Raw genomic sequence first — 19,008 nt, 5'->3', positions numbered from 1 at the left:
TAAATAACTAGAGGGGGCGGTAGTTTCTTCCATTGTCCATTAAGAATATAACAAAAACCTGTAAGCGCTAAACCTATTGATAAATATATATAAAAAGTGTTGCTATAAAATTAAAACGATGTATAATAGGAATTAGTTAAGTTGTGCAAACGATTTCACAAAATGTGCATACACTTTGCTTTTATCATTTTAAAAAAGGGGAGAATGAAAATGAAGAAATGGCTTACAATGTTATTTGCTCTCATGCTTATGGTTGGTTTGCTGGCAGCTTGTGGTCCTGAGGATACGAAGAAGGAAGGTACAAGCGGTGACGATGGAAAGAGTGAAGCAGCTGGCGAAATGCCGGAAAAACCTGAAAAGTTAAAGCTCTGGGTGAACGCAGAAGAAAAACAGGAAGAAGCAGTGAAACAAATAACAGATAAATATACAGAAGATACGGGGATTAAGGTTGAGCTTGTACCAATTGACATGTTGGAACAAGTAGAAAAGCTGGATGTAGAAGGTCCAGCTGGTAATGGACCAGATATTATTTTCCAACCGCATGATCGAATCGGCGACCTTGTATTACGTGGATTAGTAGATCCGGTCGGTGTTGAGGAAATTGCAGATGAATACACAGATACTTCTTTGGAAGCGGTTCAATTTGATGGGGATTATTGGGGATATCCAGCAGTTATTGAAACGTATGCAATGTACTATAATAAGTCACTCGTTGATACAGAACCGGAAACCATGGCTGATATCATGGAAATTGCCGAACAGGATACAGATGCATCAAAGGATGAATTTGGTTTTCTAATGGAAGCAGCTAACTTCTATTTTGTATACCCTTTCTTTTCTGGAAATGGTGCATATGTATTTGAAAATAATGATGGGAATTACGATATCTCAGATATTGGCTTAGCTAACGATGGATCAATTAAGGGTGGCGAATTAGTGAAGACTTGGTTTGATGAAGGATACATTCCGCAGGACTTAACACCAGATATTATGAATGGCTTGTTTAAAGAAGGAAAAGTATCAACCGTATTAAATGGTCCATGGATGGTGCGTGAATATCAGGATGCACTAGGTGATGATCTTGGTGTCGTAACATTACCGATTTTGGATAATGGGGAGCATCCGAAATCTTTTGTCGGTGTGAAATCTTACATGCTTTCCTACTACTCCGATAATAAAGAGTGGGCTGAAGATTTGATGGCTTATCTCACCAATAGTGAAAATTCTTTAATATATTATGATGTGGCTGGAGAAATACCTCCTCGTCCTGATGCAATTGAAAATGATGTCATTGCAAAGGATCCAATTTACTCTGCTTTTGCAGAACAGACGAATTATGGTGAACCAATGCCAAGTGTGCCAGCGATGCAGCAGGTATGGGATCCAATCAATGACGCATTGAGTTTTATTTCAAAGGGAGAACCTGTTGACGAGGTATTGAAAGAAGCGGTTCAAACTATTCATGATCAAATTGAAGCCTCTGGTGCAAATCAGTAACAAGCACGTACCAAGCAATGAATAAGCAGATAAGTGGGAGATGATATGTATCATTTCCCGTCTATCTGTTTGATACAGGCGAAAGTCTGTAGTTAGGAGGAAGACCAATGACGAAGGAAGAATCTCAAAATATTAAAGGCTGGAAACGCCCGAGAAATATAGCCACATTACTATCTGTCATTGTTCCCGGGGCTGGACAGCTATACAATAAACGTTTTCTAAAAGGCGCTCTCATACTTATCGTTGCCATTTCCTTTTTAATCACGACATGGAATTATATTGACATTGGGCTTTGGGGATTATTTACTTTGGGAACAATTCCTCGTGAGCATCATTCTGTCCAATTGCTTATACAGGGGCTTATATCCTTGATAGTGCTAGCATTTGGCATCGCTATTTATATTTATAATATTCGTGATGCACGAGCGGATGCGATAGATGGTGAAAATGGTCAGCGAAAGCCATCTCTACTACATGGTATCAGCGATTTTTACAACCAAGGATTTCCGTACTTTATGATTTTACCTGGTTTGCTCATGCTGCTGTTTATCGTGGTACTTCCGCTATTATTTATGCTTGGGCTTGCTTTTACAGATTACAATCAATATAACGCTCCACCACGTAATCTATTGAATTGGGTTGGATTCGATAACTTTAAAGCTTTGGTCAATGTTGGTATTTGGAAAAATACATTTATGAGCGTGTTTACGTGGACAATTGTCTGGACCGTTGTGGCAACGACCTTACAAATTGTACTAGGATTATTCCTGGCACTACTTGTGAATGATAAGCGAGTTAAATTCAAACGGACCATTCGTACGGTGTTAATTTTGCCATGGGCTGTACCAGCGTTCGTATCAATCTTAATTTTTTCTGCATTATTTAATCCGACCTTCGGGGCTATTAATCGGGATATATTAAGTCAATTTGAAATCATGATTCCGTGGCTGTCTGATCCATTTTGGGCGAAGGTTGCATTAATAATGATTCAAACATGGCTTGGCTTCCCATTTGTATTTGCGCTATTTACCGGTGTACTACAGAGTGTACCGCAGGATATGTATGAAGCTGCAGATGTAGATGGTGGTACGAGATGGCAGAAACTACGGCATATTACGCTGCCACATCTATTATTCGCAACTGCACCACTATTAATCATGCAATATGCAGGGAATTTTAATAACTTTAATATTATTTATCTATTTAATGAAGGTAATCCAGCTGTTCGGGGACAGAATGCTGGTGGAACAGATATCCTTATTTCCTGGGTCTATAAGCTGACCTTTGAAACAAATAACTATAATATGGCTGCGGCGATTACCATCATTATGGGGTTGATTGTATCGATCTTTGCCTTTTTCCAATTTAGGAAAACAGCAGCATTTAAAGAGGAGGGACGTTACTAATGAATCGAAAAACGAAATCAAAAATAGAACTGACGTTTATCTACCTCTTCTTTATTATCATGTTTATTATCATTGGCTACCCATTATTTTGGGCTGTGATGATGAGTATTAACCCCGGCACAAATATGCTTGTCACGGATTTATTTCCTAAGAACCCGACATTGGAGCATTATAAATGGTTGTTTACCAGCCCACGTAGTGATTATCTCGTTTGGTATAAGAATAGTTTATTTGTTGCCGTATTGAATTCATTTGGCTCCGTTCTGATTACGTCCTTAATTGCTTATGCTTTTTCAAGATATCAGTTCTTTGGTCGGAAATATGGACTCTATATGTTTTTATTGCTGCAAATGTTCCCGGCGCTTATGGGAATGGTAGCTTTGTATATTCTATTAAATACGATTGGTTTGACAGACTCCTTATGGGGACTGTTGCTCATTTATCTTGGTGGGCAAATACCATTTAATGCATGGCTCGTAAAAGGTTATTTTGACACGATTCCTAAGGAGCTGGATGAGGCTGCAAAAATAGATGGTGCCGGACATATGAAAATATTTATTTCTATTATGTTGCCGCTTGCGAAGCCAATTTTAGCTGTTGTTGCGCTATTTAACTTCATGGCACCATTCATGGACTTTTTATTGCCGCGAATTGTCTTATCCAGTCCGGAAAATTTCACACTTGCGCTAGGATTATTTAATTTTATCAATGACCAATTTTCTACCAACTTTACCCGCTTTGCAGCTGGGTCGATATTGATAGCCATTCCAATTGCATTGGTTTTCTTATTGCTGCAACGATTCCTCATTTCGGGCTTAACAGCGGGGGGAACGAAAGGGTAAATAGCGAAGACATCATTTATGTAAAGGAGTTAATAGTATGCTTGAAGATACAAGTTTTGCCATCCATCCGGGTAAAGAAAAACAGAAGGATGTGGTGGTTTACCGGGATATTGGTGATGTGACACAATATGAAAAGAAAGATCATGTATATTTTTTCCACTGTGAAAATGGTATGGTAGCAATCCAATTTTATACAGATTCCATTGTAAGGGTAACGATGAATCAGCATGGACGACCTGCATTGGACCAATCCTATGCCGTCGACCCTAAACCTGAGGCTGTGAAGGTGATGGAAAATGCCGAAGCTGCTGGCTATGAATTAAAGTCAAGCGCATTAACGCTGCATATAACCTCCCGTCCTTTTCGACTGACTGTGTTGGACCAGTCCGGTCACACGCTAGTTGCTGAAGGTGAACGTGGGATGGCTTACCGTGAAAATGGTGAAGTGATTGCCTTTAAACAAATGGAAGCAGCAGATTATTTTTATGGATTTGGGGAAAAGTCTGGCCACCTAAACAAACGCGGCGAGAAGCTGGAAATGTGGAACACAGATGTATATGCACCACATAATCCGGAAACAGATCCACTTTATGAATCTATCCCTTATTTTATGACATTGCGAAATGGTAGGGCGCACGGTATCTTTTTCGATAATACCTACCGTACGTTTTTTGATATGAAATCGGAGACAGATCAGTATTCTTTCCAAGCAGAAGGTGGACAACTTGATTATTACGTACTGGCTGGTCCAAAACCGAAAGATGTATTGAAACAGTATACACATTTAACAGGCCGGATGCCTATTCCTCCAAAATGGGCAATTGGTTATCATCAATCCCGTTATAGCTATGAAACGGCTGAAGAGGTGCGGGAGGTTGTACAGCATTTTATAGACAAAGATATCCCGTTAGACGTGATTCATTTAGATATTCATTACATGGATGGATATCGGGTTTTTACTTTTGATAAAGAGCGCTTCCCTGAGCCAGAGAAATTAATTTCAGAGCTGCGTGAGCAAGGGGTTCGTGTCGTAACAATTGTTGATCCAGGTGTGAAACGTGATGCTGAATATGCTACCTATCAAGAAGGGGTCCAATCCGATTATTTCTGTAAATATGTGGAGGGTGATATTTACTTTGGTGAGGTATGGCCAGGTATGAGTGCATTTCCTGATTTTACCGAGGAAAAAGTAAGAGAATGGTGGGGCAAACAGCATTCTTTTTATACAGATAAGGGAATTGAAGGTATCTGGAATGATATGAATGAGCCTGCTGTATTTAACGAAACCAAGACGATGGATGTCGAGGTCATGCACCGAAATGACGGCCGACCGACCACACATCGGGAGCTGCATAATGTATATGGTCTACTCATGGGGAAGGCAACCTATGAAGGGATGAAAAAGCAGCTTCACGGCAAACGTCCCTTTTTGTTGACACGTGCTGGCTATGCTGGTGTACAAAAATACGGCTCTGTTTGGACTGGGGATAACCGCAGCTTTTGGGAGCACTTGCAAATGTCGCTTCCAATGGTGATGAATCTTGGTTTATCCGGTGTACCTTTCACAGGTCCAGATGTTGGAGGGTTTGCCCATGATACCAATCCGGAGCTATTAACGCGCTGGACACAAGTCGGAGCATTTACACCATATTTTCGCAACCACTCTGCCATTGGATTTTTGTATCAGGAGCCATGGCAGTTTGGGGAGAAGTATGAAGCAATTATGAGAAAGTATATTCAAATGCGCTACGTATGGATGCCGCAATTGTATTCCCTTTTCCATAAGGCAAGTAAAACGGGGTTGCCTGTTATGCGTCCATTATTAATGGAATTTCCAGAAGACGAAAAGACATATAATTTAAATGATCAGTTTATGATTGGCGATAATGTTATTATTGCACCGATTTTAACGCCTTCTACAACAGATCGGGCTGTCTATTTGCCAAAGGGGAATTGGGTGTCCTATTCAACTGGTGAGGTGTTGACGGGAGGAAAAGCACATCTGGTCCATGCGGAATTAGCGGATATGCCGATATTCATTAAGCAAGGAACTGCAATCATGCAAGGGAAATGGCAATCCAACCTGGATAAACTGGCTGCTGAACAAACCTTATATGTATATCCTGGTCAGGCTGGCGACAAGTATCGATTCACCTTTTACGAGGATGATGGAGAAACATTTGCATATGAAACAGGTAGCTATTTGGAATTGGAAATAGAGATTGCGTCAATGGAGGATACAATCGATGTGCGGTTAATTGATCAACGAGGGGATTTCAAACCAGCCTATTCGGAAATTAAGGTAGAGGTTATAGGTCAAAAAGCTGAACAGAAAGTGATGATAAATGGTGTGCTAACGGATTCAGTGCATCGTCTGACTATTGCATAAGCAGAAAAGATTGCTTATAATGACAAGGGTCAAAAATATTGGAGCGGAGGGTGAAAAGAATGGTGACAATTAAGGATGTAGCGAGAGCAAGTGGGGTTTCACCCTCTACCGTATCCAGAGTCATTGCAGATAACCCAAGAATAAGTGAAGAAACGAAAAAAAAAGTACGTAAAGCTATGAAGGAAATGGGGTACTATCCGAATATCAGTGCCCGGAATTTAGTCGTGAAATCAACAAAAGCAATTGGTGTGATTATGCCTTCATCTGCTGATAAAGCATTACAAAACCCGTTTTTTCCGGAAATATTGCGCGGAATCGGTTCAATCATACATGATATGCAGTACTCTCTTTCACTCTCGACAGGACAAACAGAAGAAGAAATATTTAATGAAGTGCAGCGGATGGTAAATGGCAGTTATGTGGACGGGGTAATTCTACTGTATTCACGAAAGGATGATCGTGTAGTATCCTTTTTACGTGAGCGGGATTTTCCGTTTGTACTTGTGGGTCGGCCATTTGGTCATCAGCATACCATTACTTACGTTGATACGGATAACTTTCAGGCAGGAAAAGAAATTACCAATCACTTGATTGCACATGGGCATCAAAAAATTGCCTTTGTTGGTGGGTCGCAGGATTTGCATGTAACAATTGCTCGTAAAGCGGGGTATATTGCTGCTTTGGAAGCAGCTGGATTAGATACCCCCGCGGATTACCAGGTGCATGCTGATTTTCTTCGTTCTGGTGGACGGATGGCTGTTGAACATCTTATCTCGCTTGAAACACCACCAACCGGGCTCGTAGTAAGTGATGATCTGATGAGTTTAGGGGTATTGGGAACACTCGAAGATAAAGGATTCCGTGTACCAAAAGATATGTCACTCGTTAGTTTTAACAATGTATATTTATCTGAAATTACAAGTCCTGCTTTAACGACTGTAGACGTACAAATCTATGAGCTTGGTGCCCAATCAGCAAAAGCTTTGATTGAAAAAACACAAAATGAAAACGAACCAACAAAACGTATTATTATTCCCCATCGAATCATCCATCGAGATTCCGTGGAAGAGCAACCAGTTGATGAGGCTGGATCATAACTAGTCCTCATTATGAAAAAAAACGGACCTGTTTATCACGAAAAGATAAATAGGTCCGTTTTTTATGCCAAAAATCTTAGGAAGATGAGTCAGTATAAAATGAGGGAATCGGCAAGTCGATTCCAACTGCATTTTATTTTTAAAAAATCTGTTCAGCTAATTTGGCTGCAAAGTCGCATGGTTTTGGGGTGAAGTCGCATGACTTGGCCCCTAACTCGCATGTCTTTAGAGAAAGGTCGCATACCTTTAATCGAAAGTCGCATGCATCGAGAGGGATGAAATCGGCAGTTGCCGATTCCAACATCTTTAGAAGTCCAAATTTAGAGCCTCTGTACACGCGCGCCCTGATTAGGCAAAGTCGCGTATGCCCAATGAAAGTCGCGCACCAACCGGATAAATTCGAGCACCGACCACCCAACCCGCGCACCGACCGGTGAATGTCGCGCGCCTGATGCCAAAAGTCGAGCACCAATCACCTCAACTCGCACACCAACCGAATAAAGTCTCGCACCACTCACCCAAACTCACACAACAACCACCCCAACTCGCGCATCATCGATAGAGAATATAAATTTATCCTATGTTGGCTGAGGCCGGATCGTGGAATACAGAGTAGATTGATGGGGCACCAAAATAGATCAAATAAAATGAAAAGGCGTTTCACGGAGTTTTGTCTCAGGTGATTTTTTTCACAGATTAATTGGCTGTAAGACCCCACGGATTGAAGTTTCACTTTATTTGCTAGTCCTTAAAGAATGCCGCCAGTTCCTGACACAGTTTATTCAAACTATCCGTTATTATGTCATTGATACTGATAATCATTATCAGTTATAATGAAGATAGAATTTCTGTGATGGAGGGAATTGCTATGGGATCCATATTAATGCTTTATGCAAGCATGACAGGCAATACCGAATTAATGGCAGAGGCAATGGTCGATTATTTGGAAACACTGGGTTATGAGGTAACGACAAAAACATTTGATTTTGATCCAATCACGCCTGAAGAATTACTTGGATACGATGGGATCTTAATTGGTACACATACATGGGATGACGGAGAATTGCCATACGAGGTGGAGGATTTTTACGAGGAATTGGATGACGTAGATTTAACTGGTAAAAAATTTGGCATCTTTGGGTCAGCTGATTCATTTTATGATTCATATGGAGGAGCGGTTGATCTATTATGGGATCGCCTCCATCAGCTTGGCGCTATGCTTGTTCCAAATAAATTAAAAGTTGATTTGGAACCGAATGCCGAAGATATTCAAGATTGTCGACATTTCGCTGAGCAATTAAGCGAGCTTATTGCAGGAGTGATACAGGAATAACAGAACTTAACGGGTCATGCTGTGATGCAGGCCTGTTTTTTTATTACAGATTAACTGGCTGTAAGACCTTCACGGATTGAAGTTTCACTTTATGATTCGATTTACCTCATGGTTTAATAAGCCTATGTTTTTACCTCTTTATCACCTCAACACCCTATTAACAACATGCCAATTGAATTAATGCTCATACCTTCACAAAATGTGTATAAACTCGACATGGAACAGTAACACCTCTCCCTTATAGGTGTGATTTAGATCACACGTGGGTCAAGTTAGAACCCATAAAATTTAGGTGTACGTAACATATTCCAGGGGAGGTAAGTAGAGATGAAAATGAATAGCCTTATTTTTGCAATCGCTTTTATTCTTTCTTTTGCTGGTGGCTATTTTCTATTTTCGGGTGGAGATTCTGCGGGAACGGTTGCTGATTCGCCTGAACAACAGGAAACGTCAGATGCTGAAAAAACGGAAGATGGTAACAAAGAGGAAACAAGTCAGGAAACTGTGTCTAGTGAGGCAGAGGCATTGGAAAGAAATAATTGCTTATCCTGTCATGCAGTTGAATCCATTGGTGTAGAAGGGGGAACCACAGGACCTGATTTGTCAAAAGCCTTTCAAGATGTGGAAGGAAAGCATGGGAAAAGCTTGGATGAATTTTTGCAGGAGCCTACCTCAGCTGTGATGTCTACGGTAATTGGCGATAACCCATTATCAGATGAGGAACGTACAGAAATTATTAAAGTGTTGCAAAAAGCAGCTGAACAATAAAACGGGGGTGAATTGGCATGAATCTAAAACGGATATTGTCTGCAGTATTTGGAATCATAGCTGGTTTATTAGTCGCATTTGTATTTTTTGCTGATTTGAATAAAGATGATAACGCTGCATCTGAGAATAAGAGTAAAGCGGAGAAAGTCTATGTACCGTACGGAGAACTGGACGAGTATTATATGCTCGCTTCTGGTGGCCATTCTGGTCAATTGTTCGTATATGGAATCCCATCGATGAGGAAGATTCGTACGGTACCTGTATTTACACCGGATCCCGCAACCGGCTATGGCTATGATAAAGCCTCAAAAGAAATGCTCGGAGACTATACATGGGGGGACTTCCACCACCCAGCTGTATCAGAGACAGAGGGAGATTATGATGGGGAATTTCTGTTTGCGAATGACGTAGGGAATAATCGGGTAGCAGCAGTTGATTTATCAACCTTCCACACGGTAGATATGATGTCACTTCCGAATATGGGCGGACCACACGCAGGGGTGTTTGTCACAGAAAACACGGAATATATTGCCTTGCCAACTCGATTTGCGCGCCCATTAGCAGGGGAATACGCGTCACTTGATGATTATGAAAAGGAATATAAAGGTGTCGTTTCTATGGCAACATTTGATCGAGAAAATAAGGAATTCGATCTCGCCTATCAAATTATGCTGCCACCATGGTCCTATGACCTTTCTGATGCTGGTAAAAAAATGTCTAGTGACTGGATTGTGATGACAACCTATAATACAGAATTTGCGACAACCAATTTGGAAATTAATGCCTCCCAAAATGACCGTGACTATATTGTGCTTGTCAATTGGAAGGTATTGGAGAAGGAGGTTGCTGAAGGGAATTATAATGAAGTGAATGGCGCAAAGATGATTGATCCTCGTGATCATAAAGGTGCTATCTTCGCTGTACCAGTTGCAAAATCTCCACATGGAGTGGACGTTACGCCAGATGGTACCCGATTTATTGCTTCCGGTAAATTGGCACCTTTAATGACCGTATTTTCATTTGAAAAAGCATTTGCAGCTATAGAAAATGAGAATTTCTCAGATGAAAAATTTGGTATACCAATTTTGCCGTATGAAGAGGTCATGGAGCGTGAGGTGGATCCACCAGGAGCACTTGGACCGCTGCATACCCAATTTGATGATAAGGGTCATGCATATAATACGATGTTTATCTCCTCTGAAATTGTGAAGTGGAAGATAGACACAGGAGAAGTAATTGACCGGATTCCAACCTATTATTCTCCTGGGCATGCTGCAGCAGCAGAAGGCGATACAGTAGATCCTGATGGCAAATGGATTGTGGCATTGAATAAAATTGCCAAGGATAACTTCCTGTCTGTTGGTCCGTCACATCCTGAGTCCATGGATTTGATTGATATTTCAGGAGAAAAGATGGAGCATATTATGGCAGTTCCTGTTGACCCGGAACCACATTATGCACAAATTATTCATCGCGATAAAATCAATCCAGTCAAAATATATGAGAAAGATGAAAAAAGAGAAAACGCTGTTTGGAAACAAGAGGACGCGCATATAGAAAGAAAAGGCGATGAAGTACATGTGTACGGTATTGCGATGCGATCACGTTTTGTTTTTGATGCAAAAGCTGATCGACCGGATGCTGTAACAGTAAAAGAAGGGGATCGTGTATTTTTCCATATAACCAATATTGATTTAGATCAGGATATTACCCATGGATTTGGGATTAACGATTATGATCTAAACTTTGAAGTTCAGCCAGGGCAAACGAGCACACTTGAATTTGTTGCGGATAAAGCGGGCACATATCCAATCTATTGTACAAACTTCTGCTCCGCATTACATCAGGAAATGAGCGGATATTTACTAGTTGAACCGAAATAAGCAGGATTTAATTTGAAAAAGTAAAGGGCCTTTGCGTCCTTTACTTTTTCAAAAGCGTTTATCCAGGAGGCGTACAGATTGAAAAACAAAACACTATCTAAAACTTCTATGATCGTTCTTATTGCTGCAGCCATGATGATTGTTTTGACAATATTTATGCCATGGTGGGGGATGAAATTCTATGCTCCGCAATATCCGGAAGGACTCGATATTATCGTTTATCCGACAACATTAGCTGGTGATATTGATATCGTGAATGGTCTAAATCATTATATTGGCATGTCATTGTTCAGCAATGAATCCTTTCCGGAACTTGCCTATATGCCATATATAATTATCGGGATCGCTATTCTTACATTGGCTGTAGCGTGGTTACGAAGAAAATCTTTTCTCTATGGACTTATTTCTGTTTATGTATTTGCCGGTGCTATCGGAATCTATGATATGTATCGCTGGTTAAGGAAATTTGGTACGGAGTTGGATCCAAAAGCACCTATTGAATTGGAACCCTTTATTCCACCGATTATTGGTGAAAATGTTATTGCCAATTTTGTAACCCATAGTTATTTCACTTATGGCGGTTATATGCTGGGAATTATATTTATTCTTCTTATTTTTCCATTATGGAAGGATCGAGCAAAATGAAAAGATTAAGCGGATTCCTCTTCATTAGCATGTGGATTGTTTGTCTACCTTCTTTTGTATTTGCACAGGAATCGAATACGCTCCAACAATTAATCGATGAAACACCAGAAGCGGGAATACTTCGGCTGGATAACATCACATACGATGGAAATGTCCTGATTGATAAACCAATGACGATTATTGGTAAGGAAAATACAATCATTCGCGGAGATGGTACAGGCAATGTGATTCAAATTGAAAGTGATCAAGTCGTACTTGACGGTTTACAGGTGAAACATAGTGGAATGAGCCGTAGCTCGAAGGAAGAGTATTCTGGTGTACGCGTCATGGCAAATCAGGTTACCTTAAAAAATCTCATCATTTCTGATAGTTTTCATGGCATTTATTTAAATAAAACGAAGGATATCACGATTGAAAATAACCATATTACTGGGCACGGAGCTGCTAGCTTGGGCAATCAGGGAAATGGTATTCACATTGTACGCTCTGGTGATAATATCATTGAAAAAAATACGATTGAGCAAACACGGGACGGTATTTTTGTAGAGTACTCCAATAATAATGAAATAAAAAATAATATGATTAGTGGTACCCGTTATGGCCTTCATTATATGTATTCTAATAATAATTATTTTGAAGCGAATCAATTTACACGTAATGTGGGCGGTGCAGCAATCATGCATTCTGACCACATTTTGTTGGAGGGCAATAGCTTTTCATATAATCAGGGTTCACGTTCATTTGGATTGATTATTCAAGCTAGTCGTGATATTGAGGTAAAACATAATGACTTTCATTTGAACCAGCGTGGCCTTTATCTGGAACAATCAACGAATAATCGCATTGAAGGCAATGATTTTTTTCGCAATCAAATTGGCATTGAATTATGGACCTCCTCTACTGCACATGTTTTTGTGAAAAATAAATTTCACAGGAATAATAGTGATGTGCTGACAGTTGGTGGTGAATCGATTAACGAATGGTATGAAAATGGAGTCGGCAACTATTGGAATAAGCCGATGCTAGATTTGAATCAGGATGGTATTGGGGATGCACCGTTGGAATATACGTCCTCTTTAAATGAATTGATTGAAGAAAATGAACTAGCCTACTTATTTTTAAATAGTCCGGCTATCCAAATATATGAAAAAGCAAATGAATTATTTAGCAACCAAAAAGTGATGGCTATTGATAAATATCCAATGGTAACTGGAAAGAGTCGAATCCCGATTGGATGGCTCATCTCCATCTTCATAGGGGTCTTAGCTGTACTATATTTCTATAAAAGGGGAAGATGCTCATGTCGTATATTTGGAAGGAAGGCTTAGAACAAGCAAGAGGAAAAGGATTATGGCTTGGAATCGGAGTAATCATGCTAACCTCCATTTTTTTAATCGCAGAGGCACGGGCATTTCCAGCAGACTTTGGATTTGAGGCACTTCTCCTATCTTTATTTGATACCAATATGTATATTCTTCCTATATTTGCTATGTTTTTATCATCCTTTTCCATATATCAGGAAAAGGAATTAAAGACAGTGATGATTTTATTAACCAAAAAAGAATCACAGGGAACATTTGTCTTAAAAAAATCATTGGCAATTCAATTTACTATTATTACTGCATTTATTGCCGCTTATTTTATTCTAGCCTTATTCATGAAAGCATTTTTAAGCTTTCATATCGTTAGTTTTTTGCATTTTTTACTGGTGATTTCCCTGTTTTTATGGATATTTAATCAAATTGGTATATTTCTTGGAACGATTTGTAAAACAAAAATGCAACTTGTCGGGGCCAATATTTTAACATGGTTTTTTGTTGTGTTTTTACTGGATCTGATGTTTCTCTATTTTTTACCTGCAGTAACCTTTGATAATTTACGATTGTTTTCCTGGGTATATTTTCTCGATCCGATCCATACGTTGCGACTATATTTGGAATCGAGTCTTGGATTATTTACAACGACCAATATGTCGCGAATGATGGATAAATTTATGTTCATGGACATGTGGATATTCTTGCTGATGAATACGATTCTGTGGCCAAGCTTGTTTTTTATCCTATCTATATCGTTTAGAAATGGGGGGCAAAGCAATGATTGAGATTAAAAATGTATCCCAGTCCTATCAAAAACAACAAGTATTGCATAACGTGAACTTGGTTATTGAACGGAATGAACGCTGTGCACTTGTTGGACGTAATGGGGCTGGAAAGTCAACACTCATTCATACGATGCTGGGTTTACTTCCACTTAAGCAAGGGAGTGTCATGCTCGGAGGACATTGTAATAAAAAGCAGACCTGGAAAAAGCATGTCTCTTATTTACCTGAAAAGTTTCATCTATATCAGCATTTGACAGGTGAAGAGAATATGCGGTTTTTTGCATCATTGGAATCAAAGCAAGTCAATCAAAAAAGAATGGAAGAAAAGCTTCAAGTTGTGTCCTTATGGAATGCAAGACACATGCAGATTCACCAGTATTCAAAAGGCATGCTCCAAAGACTGGGCTTAGCTATCATGCTTTATTATGATTCGGAAATCATTATATTAGATGAACCTACAAGTGGACTCGATCCAATCGGACGTGAGGAGATTTTACAAATCATCCAGTCGTTAACAGATAAGACCATTTTAATGGCATCCCATCATGTGGATGAGATTAAAAAGGTATGTACACATGTGGCTTATCTAGAGGATGGTGCGATTACCAAACATACGATTGAGGATTTCGCTAAAAAATATTTGCAGGAGGCATAGCAATGAAAAAAGTGGTCGCGATTTTATTAATGTTACTGTTATTCGGATGTTCATCTGAAGCAATTGATTTTACCGTTGAACGTGTATCACCATATCAAGCAGCAGAAGCGATTACCATTGTCATCCAAGCAGAAAAAAATGGAACAGCGATAGCTGATCTTGAACTTTCAGGACAATTGGAAATGGCAAAAATGGATCATGGAACAATCGAAGTCGTCTTTACGAATCAAGGCGATGGAATGTATGAAGGTGAGGTAGAACTACCAATGGGTGGGGAATGGATCATTGATTTAACAGCTGAGATGGATGGTAAAACATATGAGGAATTATTAACATTCGACGTAAATGAAGGGTGATTTGTATGCATAAAAAATCTATGTTAATAATGCTAATCATCGTTATCCTATTCATGGCCGGCTGTACAGCAAAGCCTGAAGCGAAAGAATCTACAAATCAGGAGAGCCCAGTGCCAAATGCAGTAGATAAAGTGGTTACCATTAATAAGAAAGACTTTTATCAAACGGATCTTACATTGTATGGTTTAATGGAAAAAATAAAAATAGAATGGAATCGAGCTGCAGATCAAGCCAAACTAACTGGCACTGCTTTAGCTGACAAGGAAAAATATTGGGATGAACAGATCGCATACTATGATAATGAAAATGTACTGCTGCAACAATTAATTGAAATCAATGCCATGGCGTTATTAGGGGAAGAGAAGAACTATTTTATCCCCGATGAAAAGCTGGAACAGGCGATGAAAAAACTGGAGCAAGATATAGCAAACAATCAAGCAGCTATGAAATTGGTCGAGGAATATCGGGAAAGAGATGTGAAAAAAGGCATGCAAGCGTATGTTCAACGATCGTTGCTCCGTGACAGGGTCGCAAAAGACTTGGAAAAGCAGCTCATCGCGGATCAATCAGAAGCATCTGAAGCAGAAATAAACTATGAACTAAACCAAAGCTATGAAGCATTATACCAGGATCAATTGGGTAGCTTAGACATAACCATTTATAGAAAATAAACATGATAACGGTCTAGTATAGTGATTCCTGCTATGTTGGACTGTTTTTTTGATACATAAAGAAGGCTGCGAAAAGTACCATCCATAAACAAAGAATATCTTTCTGCAGCTTTGATTACAGAAATCTGAATATACCAAATTAACAGTTGATAATCAGGCAAATTAACGTATAATTGAACATAAGCTTCTCGAAATTCATTCAGTCAACCATAAATGTAAGCGTTCGCAAAAAGATGAAGCTGAAAAAATATGATAAGGGGGACAAAAATGAAAAAGACATGGATGTTTATGATGGTGTTAATTGGAACGGTATTATTGTTAACTGCATGTGGCGGTGGAAAGAAAAACATTGCAATTGGGCCACCAGCAAGTGCAACAAATACAGTTTCCAAACAGCTTTTCAAAGCATATGACATGGACGAAAGCGATTACAAGGAATATCAAGAAGGCTTTGGAGATGCAGCAGATATGCTGCAAGATGGAAACATTGATGTGTCCGTTGGGATTTTAGGATTACCAGCCTCCAGTATCGAAAATATCCAAGCATCAACTGGAGACGTGGTCATGCTCGAGCTTTCTGATGAAGCAATTGATTATATGGAAGAAAATACAGGATATAAGCGTTATACCATTCCAAAGGAGTCTTATGATTTCTTGGACAAGGATATTGAAACCATAACTGCTTACGCCATTCTTATGGGAAATACTGACACAATCGATGAAGAACTTGGTTATCAACTGGCAAAGGTAATGATTGAAAATGCCAGCGAGAATACCCACGCACAAGCAGTCCAGATGACGATTGAAAATGCTTTGAATGGTGCGGAAGGCTTGCCCATTCACCCAGGTGCAAAACGCTATTATGAAGAACAAGGAGTTCAAGTGGATAATCCTGTAGCTGAGCTTTCTGCAGATGGTAGTAAAGGAGAACTTATTTTAGGTACTGGTAGCTCAGGTGGTACGTACTATCCATTAGGCGGAGAAATGGCAAACGTTTGGAATAACAATATCGATGGAATAAATGTGACGAACACAGAAACGGGTGCGTCGATTGAAAATATGGCTAGTATTCGTGACGGAAATATGGATTTAGGTATGTCTGTGCACGTTCCTGCTCTAGAGGCTATTAACGGCGAGGGAGACTTTGAAGGAAATGAAGTGCCAAACGCTGCCTTTATTGGACATATTTATCCTGAAATCGTACAAATTATTACCCGTGAAAAGGTTGGAATTGAAGCATTTGAAGATCTAAAGAAATAAATGAATTAAGATATCAAGCTGTGGGAGAGATAATGAAGTTTATTATCTCTTCCCAATGATGGAAAGGGCGGTGGTCAGATGAAAGATGTACAACAAGTAGACGCTCAAGAAATACTTGAAAAATTTGATAAGGAAAATCAATTTCGAACAAAAATTGGTAGATGGAAATGGGTTGTTACTTTTCTAGGAGTTTATTTAACGATATTCCATCTCTACACAGGATTTTTCGGGACATTGCAAACCCAAAAGCAGGGAGCCATTCATCTTGGAACCGCCTTGGGTATTATTTTTCTTTTATTCCCGGCAAAATCTGGTCAGCATAAAACCCAAAAAACAGTGCCTTGGTATGATGTGGTACTTGCGTTTACGGCAATGTATGTCACCTATCATAAAGTGTTTTTCTTTGATTCTATTTTACAAAGCCGTATTTCTGGTTATAGTACTGTCGACATGATTATTTCGATATTGGGAATTTTGCTCGTTCTGGAGGCAACCCGCAGAACGGTAGGTATACCAATTGTTATTGTGGCGTCGATTACGATTTTGTATGCGGTATTCGGTAAATACATTCCGACCACCATACTCTCTCACCCAGGTTGGGCATTTGATCGTGTAACAACGAATCTATGGTTCCAAGAGAGCGGGGTATTCGGCACACCGATACAAATATCAGCGAAGTTTATTTTCCTTTTCTTATTTTTCGGCGTCATTTTGGTCCATACCAAAATAGGACAATTTTTTAATGACTTAGCATTCGCATTAACAGGCAGGTATACAGGAGGAACAGCAAAAGCAGCTGTTGCAGCAAGTGCCTTACAAGGAATGGTTTCTGGTAGTTCGGTTGGTAATACCGTTGCATCGGGATCATTTACAATTCCGATGATGAAGAAATCAGGATTTAAACCAGAATTTGCTGCAGCAACAGAGGCATCAGCTTCCACAGGTGGGCAGATTATGCCACCGTTAATGGGAGCGGCAGCATTTATTATGATGGAATATTTAGGGGTACCTTTTTCCACGATTATGCTAACAGCTGCTATTCCTGCTGTATTGTATTTTACAGGTATTTTTATCGGCACACATTTTGAGGCGAAACGACTTGGTATTGTTGGATTACCAAAGTCAGAGCTGCCGAGTTTTCGAAAATTAATTATTAAGAATGGGTATATGCTCATTCCGCTTGTCGTGATAATCGCTACGATATTAGTAGGTTTTACACCACAGCGTGCAGCCCTATTGGGGATATTCTCTGCTTATGGGGTAAGTCTCATCCGTAAAGACACACGATTAAATGTACGCCAAACATTGGAAGTATTGGAGCAAGGCGCACGTGTTGCTTTACCTGTGATTGCGGCAGTTGCAACAGCAGGAATTATTGCTGGAGTCGTTAGTATTACTGGATTAGGGGCTAAATTTGCATCAGGAATTATTGCCTTATCTGGCGGTATTTTACCACTTGCATTAGGGTTTACTATGATTGCTTGTTTGGTGCTCGGAATGGGGCTGCCAACAACCGCAAACTATGTGGTAACAGCGACCGTTGCTGCACCTGCTCTAATCAATACGTTTGGCTTGGAAGCGATTGCGGTTCATATGTTTGTATTTTATTTTGGAATCGTTGCAGATATTACACCTCCAGTCTGTCTGGCAGCATATGCCGGAGCCGGTATTGCGAGGGCCAATCCGTTTAAAACCGGGGTTATTGCCGTCAAGCTAGCAATTGCAGCATTTGTTATACCATATATATTTGTAACCAATCCTATTTTGCTGCTTGTCGATGTCACACCATTACCATTTATTTCAGCAGTAGCAACTGCTCTTCTTGGCATGACTGCGGTAAGTAGTGCCATGATTGGGTTCTTTTTGAAGAATTCAAAGATATGGGAACGCGTTTTATTATTTGCTGGCGGCATTATGATGCTGGATCCGGGCTGGATCACGAATATTATTGGGTTCGTCATAATGGGCGCCATTTGGTTCATCCAAAAACAGCGCAAGGATGATGATGATTCTTTAGGTAAAACACCATCAATGCAAGTACAAGGCTCTTAAATAAAGAACTAATAATTTAAAAAACGCTGAGGCACATGCAATATTCGCTTCAG

General features: G+C 39.8%; 16 protein-coding genes. All 16 read left to right on the top strand.

Features of this window, described 5'->3' with window-relative positions; translation table 11 throughout:
* The first annotated feature begins 210 nt into the window (after positions 1-210).
* The 16 genes from DX933_RS08940 to DX933_RS08860 all read left to right on the top strand — a co-directional run bounded on the left by DX933_RS08940 (position 211) and on the right by DX933_RS08860 (position 18,955).
* Positions 211-1,497, top strand: a complete 1,287-nt coding sequence (locus tag DX933_RS08940; RefSeq protein ID WP_123316097.1) for a sugar ABC transporter substrate-binding protein — start codon at positions 211-213, stop codon at positions 1,495-1,497.
* 107 nt (positions 1,498-1,604) lie between these two features.
* Positions 1,605-2,903, top strand: coding sequence for a sugar ABC transporter permease (locus DX933_RS08935; protein ID WP_123316096.1), 1,299 nt, complete (start codon positions 1,605-1,607; stop codon positions 2,901-2,903).
* A complete protein-coding gene (locus tag DX933_RS08930; protein ID WP_123316095.1) occupies positions 2,903-3,745 on the top strand; it encodes a sugar ABC transporter permease in 843 nt (280 codons plus the stop codon). Before DX933_RS08935 ends, DX933_RS08930 begins: the two co-directional genes overlap by 1 nt.
* Before the next feature lie 37 nt (positions 3,746-3,782).
* Complete coding sequence (locus DX933_RS08925; RefSeq protein ID WP_123316094.1) at positions 3,783-6,134, top strand: glycoside hydrolase family 31 protein; 2,352 nt, start codon at positions 3,783-3,785, stop codon at positions 6,132-6,134.
* Between the two features lie 38 nt (positions 6,135-6,172).
* On the top strand, positions 6,173-7,231 hold the full coding sequence (locus tag DX933_RS08920) for a LacI family DNA-binding transcriptional regulator (RefSeq protein ID WP_123316093.1): 1,059 nt from the start codon (positions 6,173-6,175) through the stop codon (positions 7,229-7,231).
* Positions 7,232-8,099: 868 nt separating this feature from the next.
* Positions 8,100-8,564: a flavodoxin gene (locus DX933_RS08910; protein WP_123316091.1), complete on the top strand. Its 465-nt coding sequence runs from the start codon at positions 8,100-8,102 to the stop codon at positions 8,562-8,564.
* 327 nt (positions 8,565-8,891) lie between these two features.
* Entirely contained in the window at positions 8,892-9,332 is a 441-nt protein-coding gene (locus DX933_RS08905; RefSeq protein ID WP_123316090.1) for a c-type cytochrome, read from the top strand.
* Positions 9,333-9,349: 17 nt separating this feature from the next.
* Positions 9,350-11,215 (top strand): Sec-dependent nitrous-oxide reductase, encoded by a 1,866-nt coding sequence (gene nosZ / locus DX933_RS08900; RefSeq protein WP_123316089.1) that lies wholly within the window; start codon positions 9,350-9,352, stop codon positions 11,213-11,215.
* A gap of 78 nt (positions 11,216-11,293) precedes the next feature.
* Positions 11,294-11,860: a hypothetical protein gene (locus DX933_RS08895; RefSeq protein WP_190279469.1), complete on the top strand. Its 567-nt coding sequence runs from the start codon at positions 11,294-11,296 to the stop codon at positions 11,858-11,860.
* Entirely contained in the window at positions 11,857-13,188 is a 1,332-nt protein-coding gene (gene nosD / locus DX933_RS08890; RefSeq protein ID WP_123316088.1) for a nitrous oxide reductase family maturation protein NosD, read from the top strand. Before DX933_RS08895 ends, nosD begins: the two co-directional genes overlap by 4 nt.
* Positions 13,161-13,961 (top strand): ABC transporter permease subunit, encoded by an 801-nt coding sequence (locus DX933_RS08885; protein ID WP_123316087.1) that lies wholly within the window; start codon positions 13,161-13,163, stop codon positions 13,959-13,961. Before nosD ends, DX933_RS08885 begins: the two co-directional genes overlap by 28 nt.
* On the top strand, positions 13,954-14,616 hold the full coding sequence (locus DX933_RS08880; protein WP_123316086.1) for an ABC transporter ATP-binding protein: 663 nt from the start codon (positions 13,954-13,956) through the stop codon (positions 14,614-14,616). The genes DX933_RS08885 and DX933_RS08880 overlap by 8 nt, the downstream gene beginning before the upstream one ends.
* A 2-nt stretch (positions 14,617-14,618) precedes the next feature.
* Positions 14,619-14,972: a FixH family protein gene (locus tag DX933_RS08875; RefSeq protein WP_123316085.1), complete on the top strand. Its 354-nt coding sequence runs from the start codon at positions 14,619-14,621 to the stop codon at positions 14,970-14,972.
* Between the two features lie 5 nt (positions 14,973-14,977).
* The gene (locus tag DX933_RS08870) at positions 14,978-15,643 is read left to right on the top strand and encodes a hypothetical protein (protein WP_123316084.1); all 666 of its coding nucleotides are present in this window, start codon (positions 14,978-14,980) and stop codon (positions 15,641-15,643) included.
* A gap of 267 nt (positions 15,644-15,910) precedes the next feature.
* Complete coding sequence (locus tag DX933_RS08865) at positions 15,911-16,903, top strand: TAXI family TRAP transporter solute-binding subunit (RefSeq protein ID WP_123316083.1); 993 nt, start codon at positions 15,911-15,913, stop codon at positions 16,901-16,903.
* A gap of 78 nt (positions 16,904-16,981) precedes the next feature.
* Positions 16,982-18,955 carry a TRAP transporter permease gene (locus tag DX933_RS08860; RefSeq protein WP_123316082.1) on the top strand — a complete coding sequence of 658 codons (1,974 nt, stop codon included), beginning with the start codon at positions 16,982-16,984 and terminating at the stop codon, positions 18,953-18,955.
* Positions 18,956-19,008 lie beyond the last annotated feature (53 nt).

Source organism: Ornithinibacillus gellani (assembly GCF_003730295.1).
GTDB lineage: Bacteria > Bacillota > Bacilli > Bacillales > Amphibacillaceae > Ornithinibacillus_A > Ornithinibacillus_A gellani.
The sequence above is the reverse complement of the archived record's forward strand: the minus strand, read 5'-3'. Positions and strand labels throughout refer to the sequence as shown.

Excerpts from the sequence above, each read along its gene's own strand:
- DX933_RS08870 (WP_123316084.1), top strand. The coding sequence starts at position 14,978 with ATGCATAAAAAATCTATGTTAATAATGCTAATCATCGTTATCCTATTC.
- DX933_RS08940 (WP_123316097.1), top strand. The coding sequence starts at position 211 with ATGAAGAAATGGCTTACAATGTTATTTGCTCTCATGCTTATGGTTGGT.
- DX933_RS08875 (WP_123316085.1), top strand. The coding sequence starts at position 14,619 with ATGAAAAAAGTGGTCGCGATTTTATTAATGTTACTGTTATTCGGATGT.
- DX933_RS08885 (WP_123316087.1), top strand. The coding sequence starts at position 13,161 with ATGTCGTATATTTGGAAGGAAGGCTTAGAACAAGCAAGAGGAAAAGGA.
- DX933_RS08930 (WP_123316095.1), top strand. The coding sequence starts at position 2,903 with ATGAATCGAAAAACGAAATCAAAAATAGAACTGACGTTTATCTACCTC.
- DX933_RS08925 (WP_123316094.1), top strand. The coding sequence starts at position 3,783 with ATGCTTGAAGATACAAGTTTTGCCATCCATCCGGGTAAAGAAAAACAG.
- DX933_RS08910 (WP_123316091.1), top strand. The coding sequence starts at position 8,100 with ATGGGATCCATATTAATGCTTTATGCAAGCATGACAGGCAATACCGAA.
- nosZ (WP_123316089.1), top strand. The coding sequence starts at position 9,350 with ATGAATCTAAAACGGATATTGTCTGCAGTATTTGGAATCATAGCTGGT.
- DX933_RS08935 (WP_123316096.1), top strand. The coding sequence starts at position 1,605 with ATGACGAAGGAAGAATCTCAAAATATTAAAGGCTGGAAACGCCCGAGA.
- DX933_RS08860 (WP_123316082.1), top strand. The coding sequence starts at position 16,982 with ATGAAAGATGTACAACAAGTAGACGCTCAAGAAATACTTGAAAAATTT.
- nosD (WP_123316088.1), top strand. The coding sequence starts at position 11,857 with ATGAAAAGATTAAGCGGATTCCTCTTCATTAGCATGTGGATTGTTTGT.
- DX933_RS08880 (WP_123316086.1), top strand. The coding sequence starts at position 13,954 with ATGATTGAGATTAAAAATGTATCCCAGTCCTATCAAAAACAACAAGTA.
- DX933_RS08865 (WP_123316083.1), top strand. The coding sequence starts at position 15,911 with ATGAAAAAGACATGGATGTTTATGATGGTGTTAATTGGAACGGTATTA.
- DX933_RS08905 (WP_123316090.1), top strand. The coding sequence starts at position 8,892 with ATGAAAATGAATAGCCTTATTTTTGCAATCGCTTTTATTCTTTCTTTT.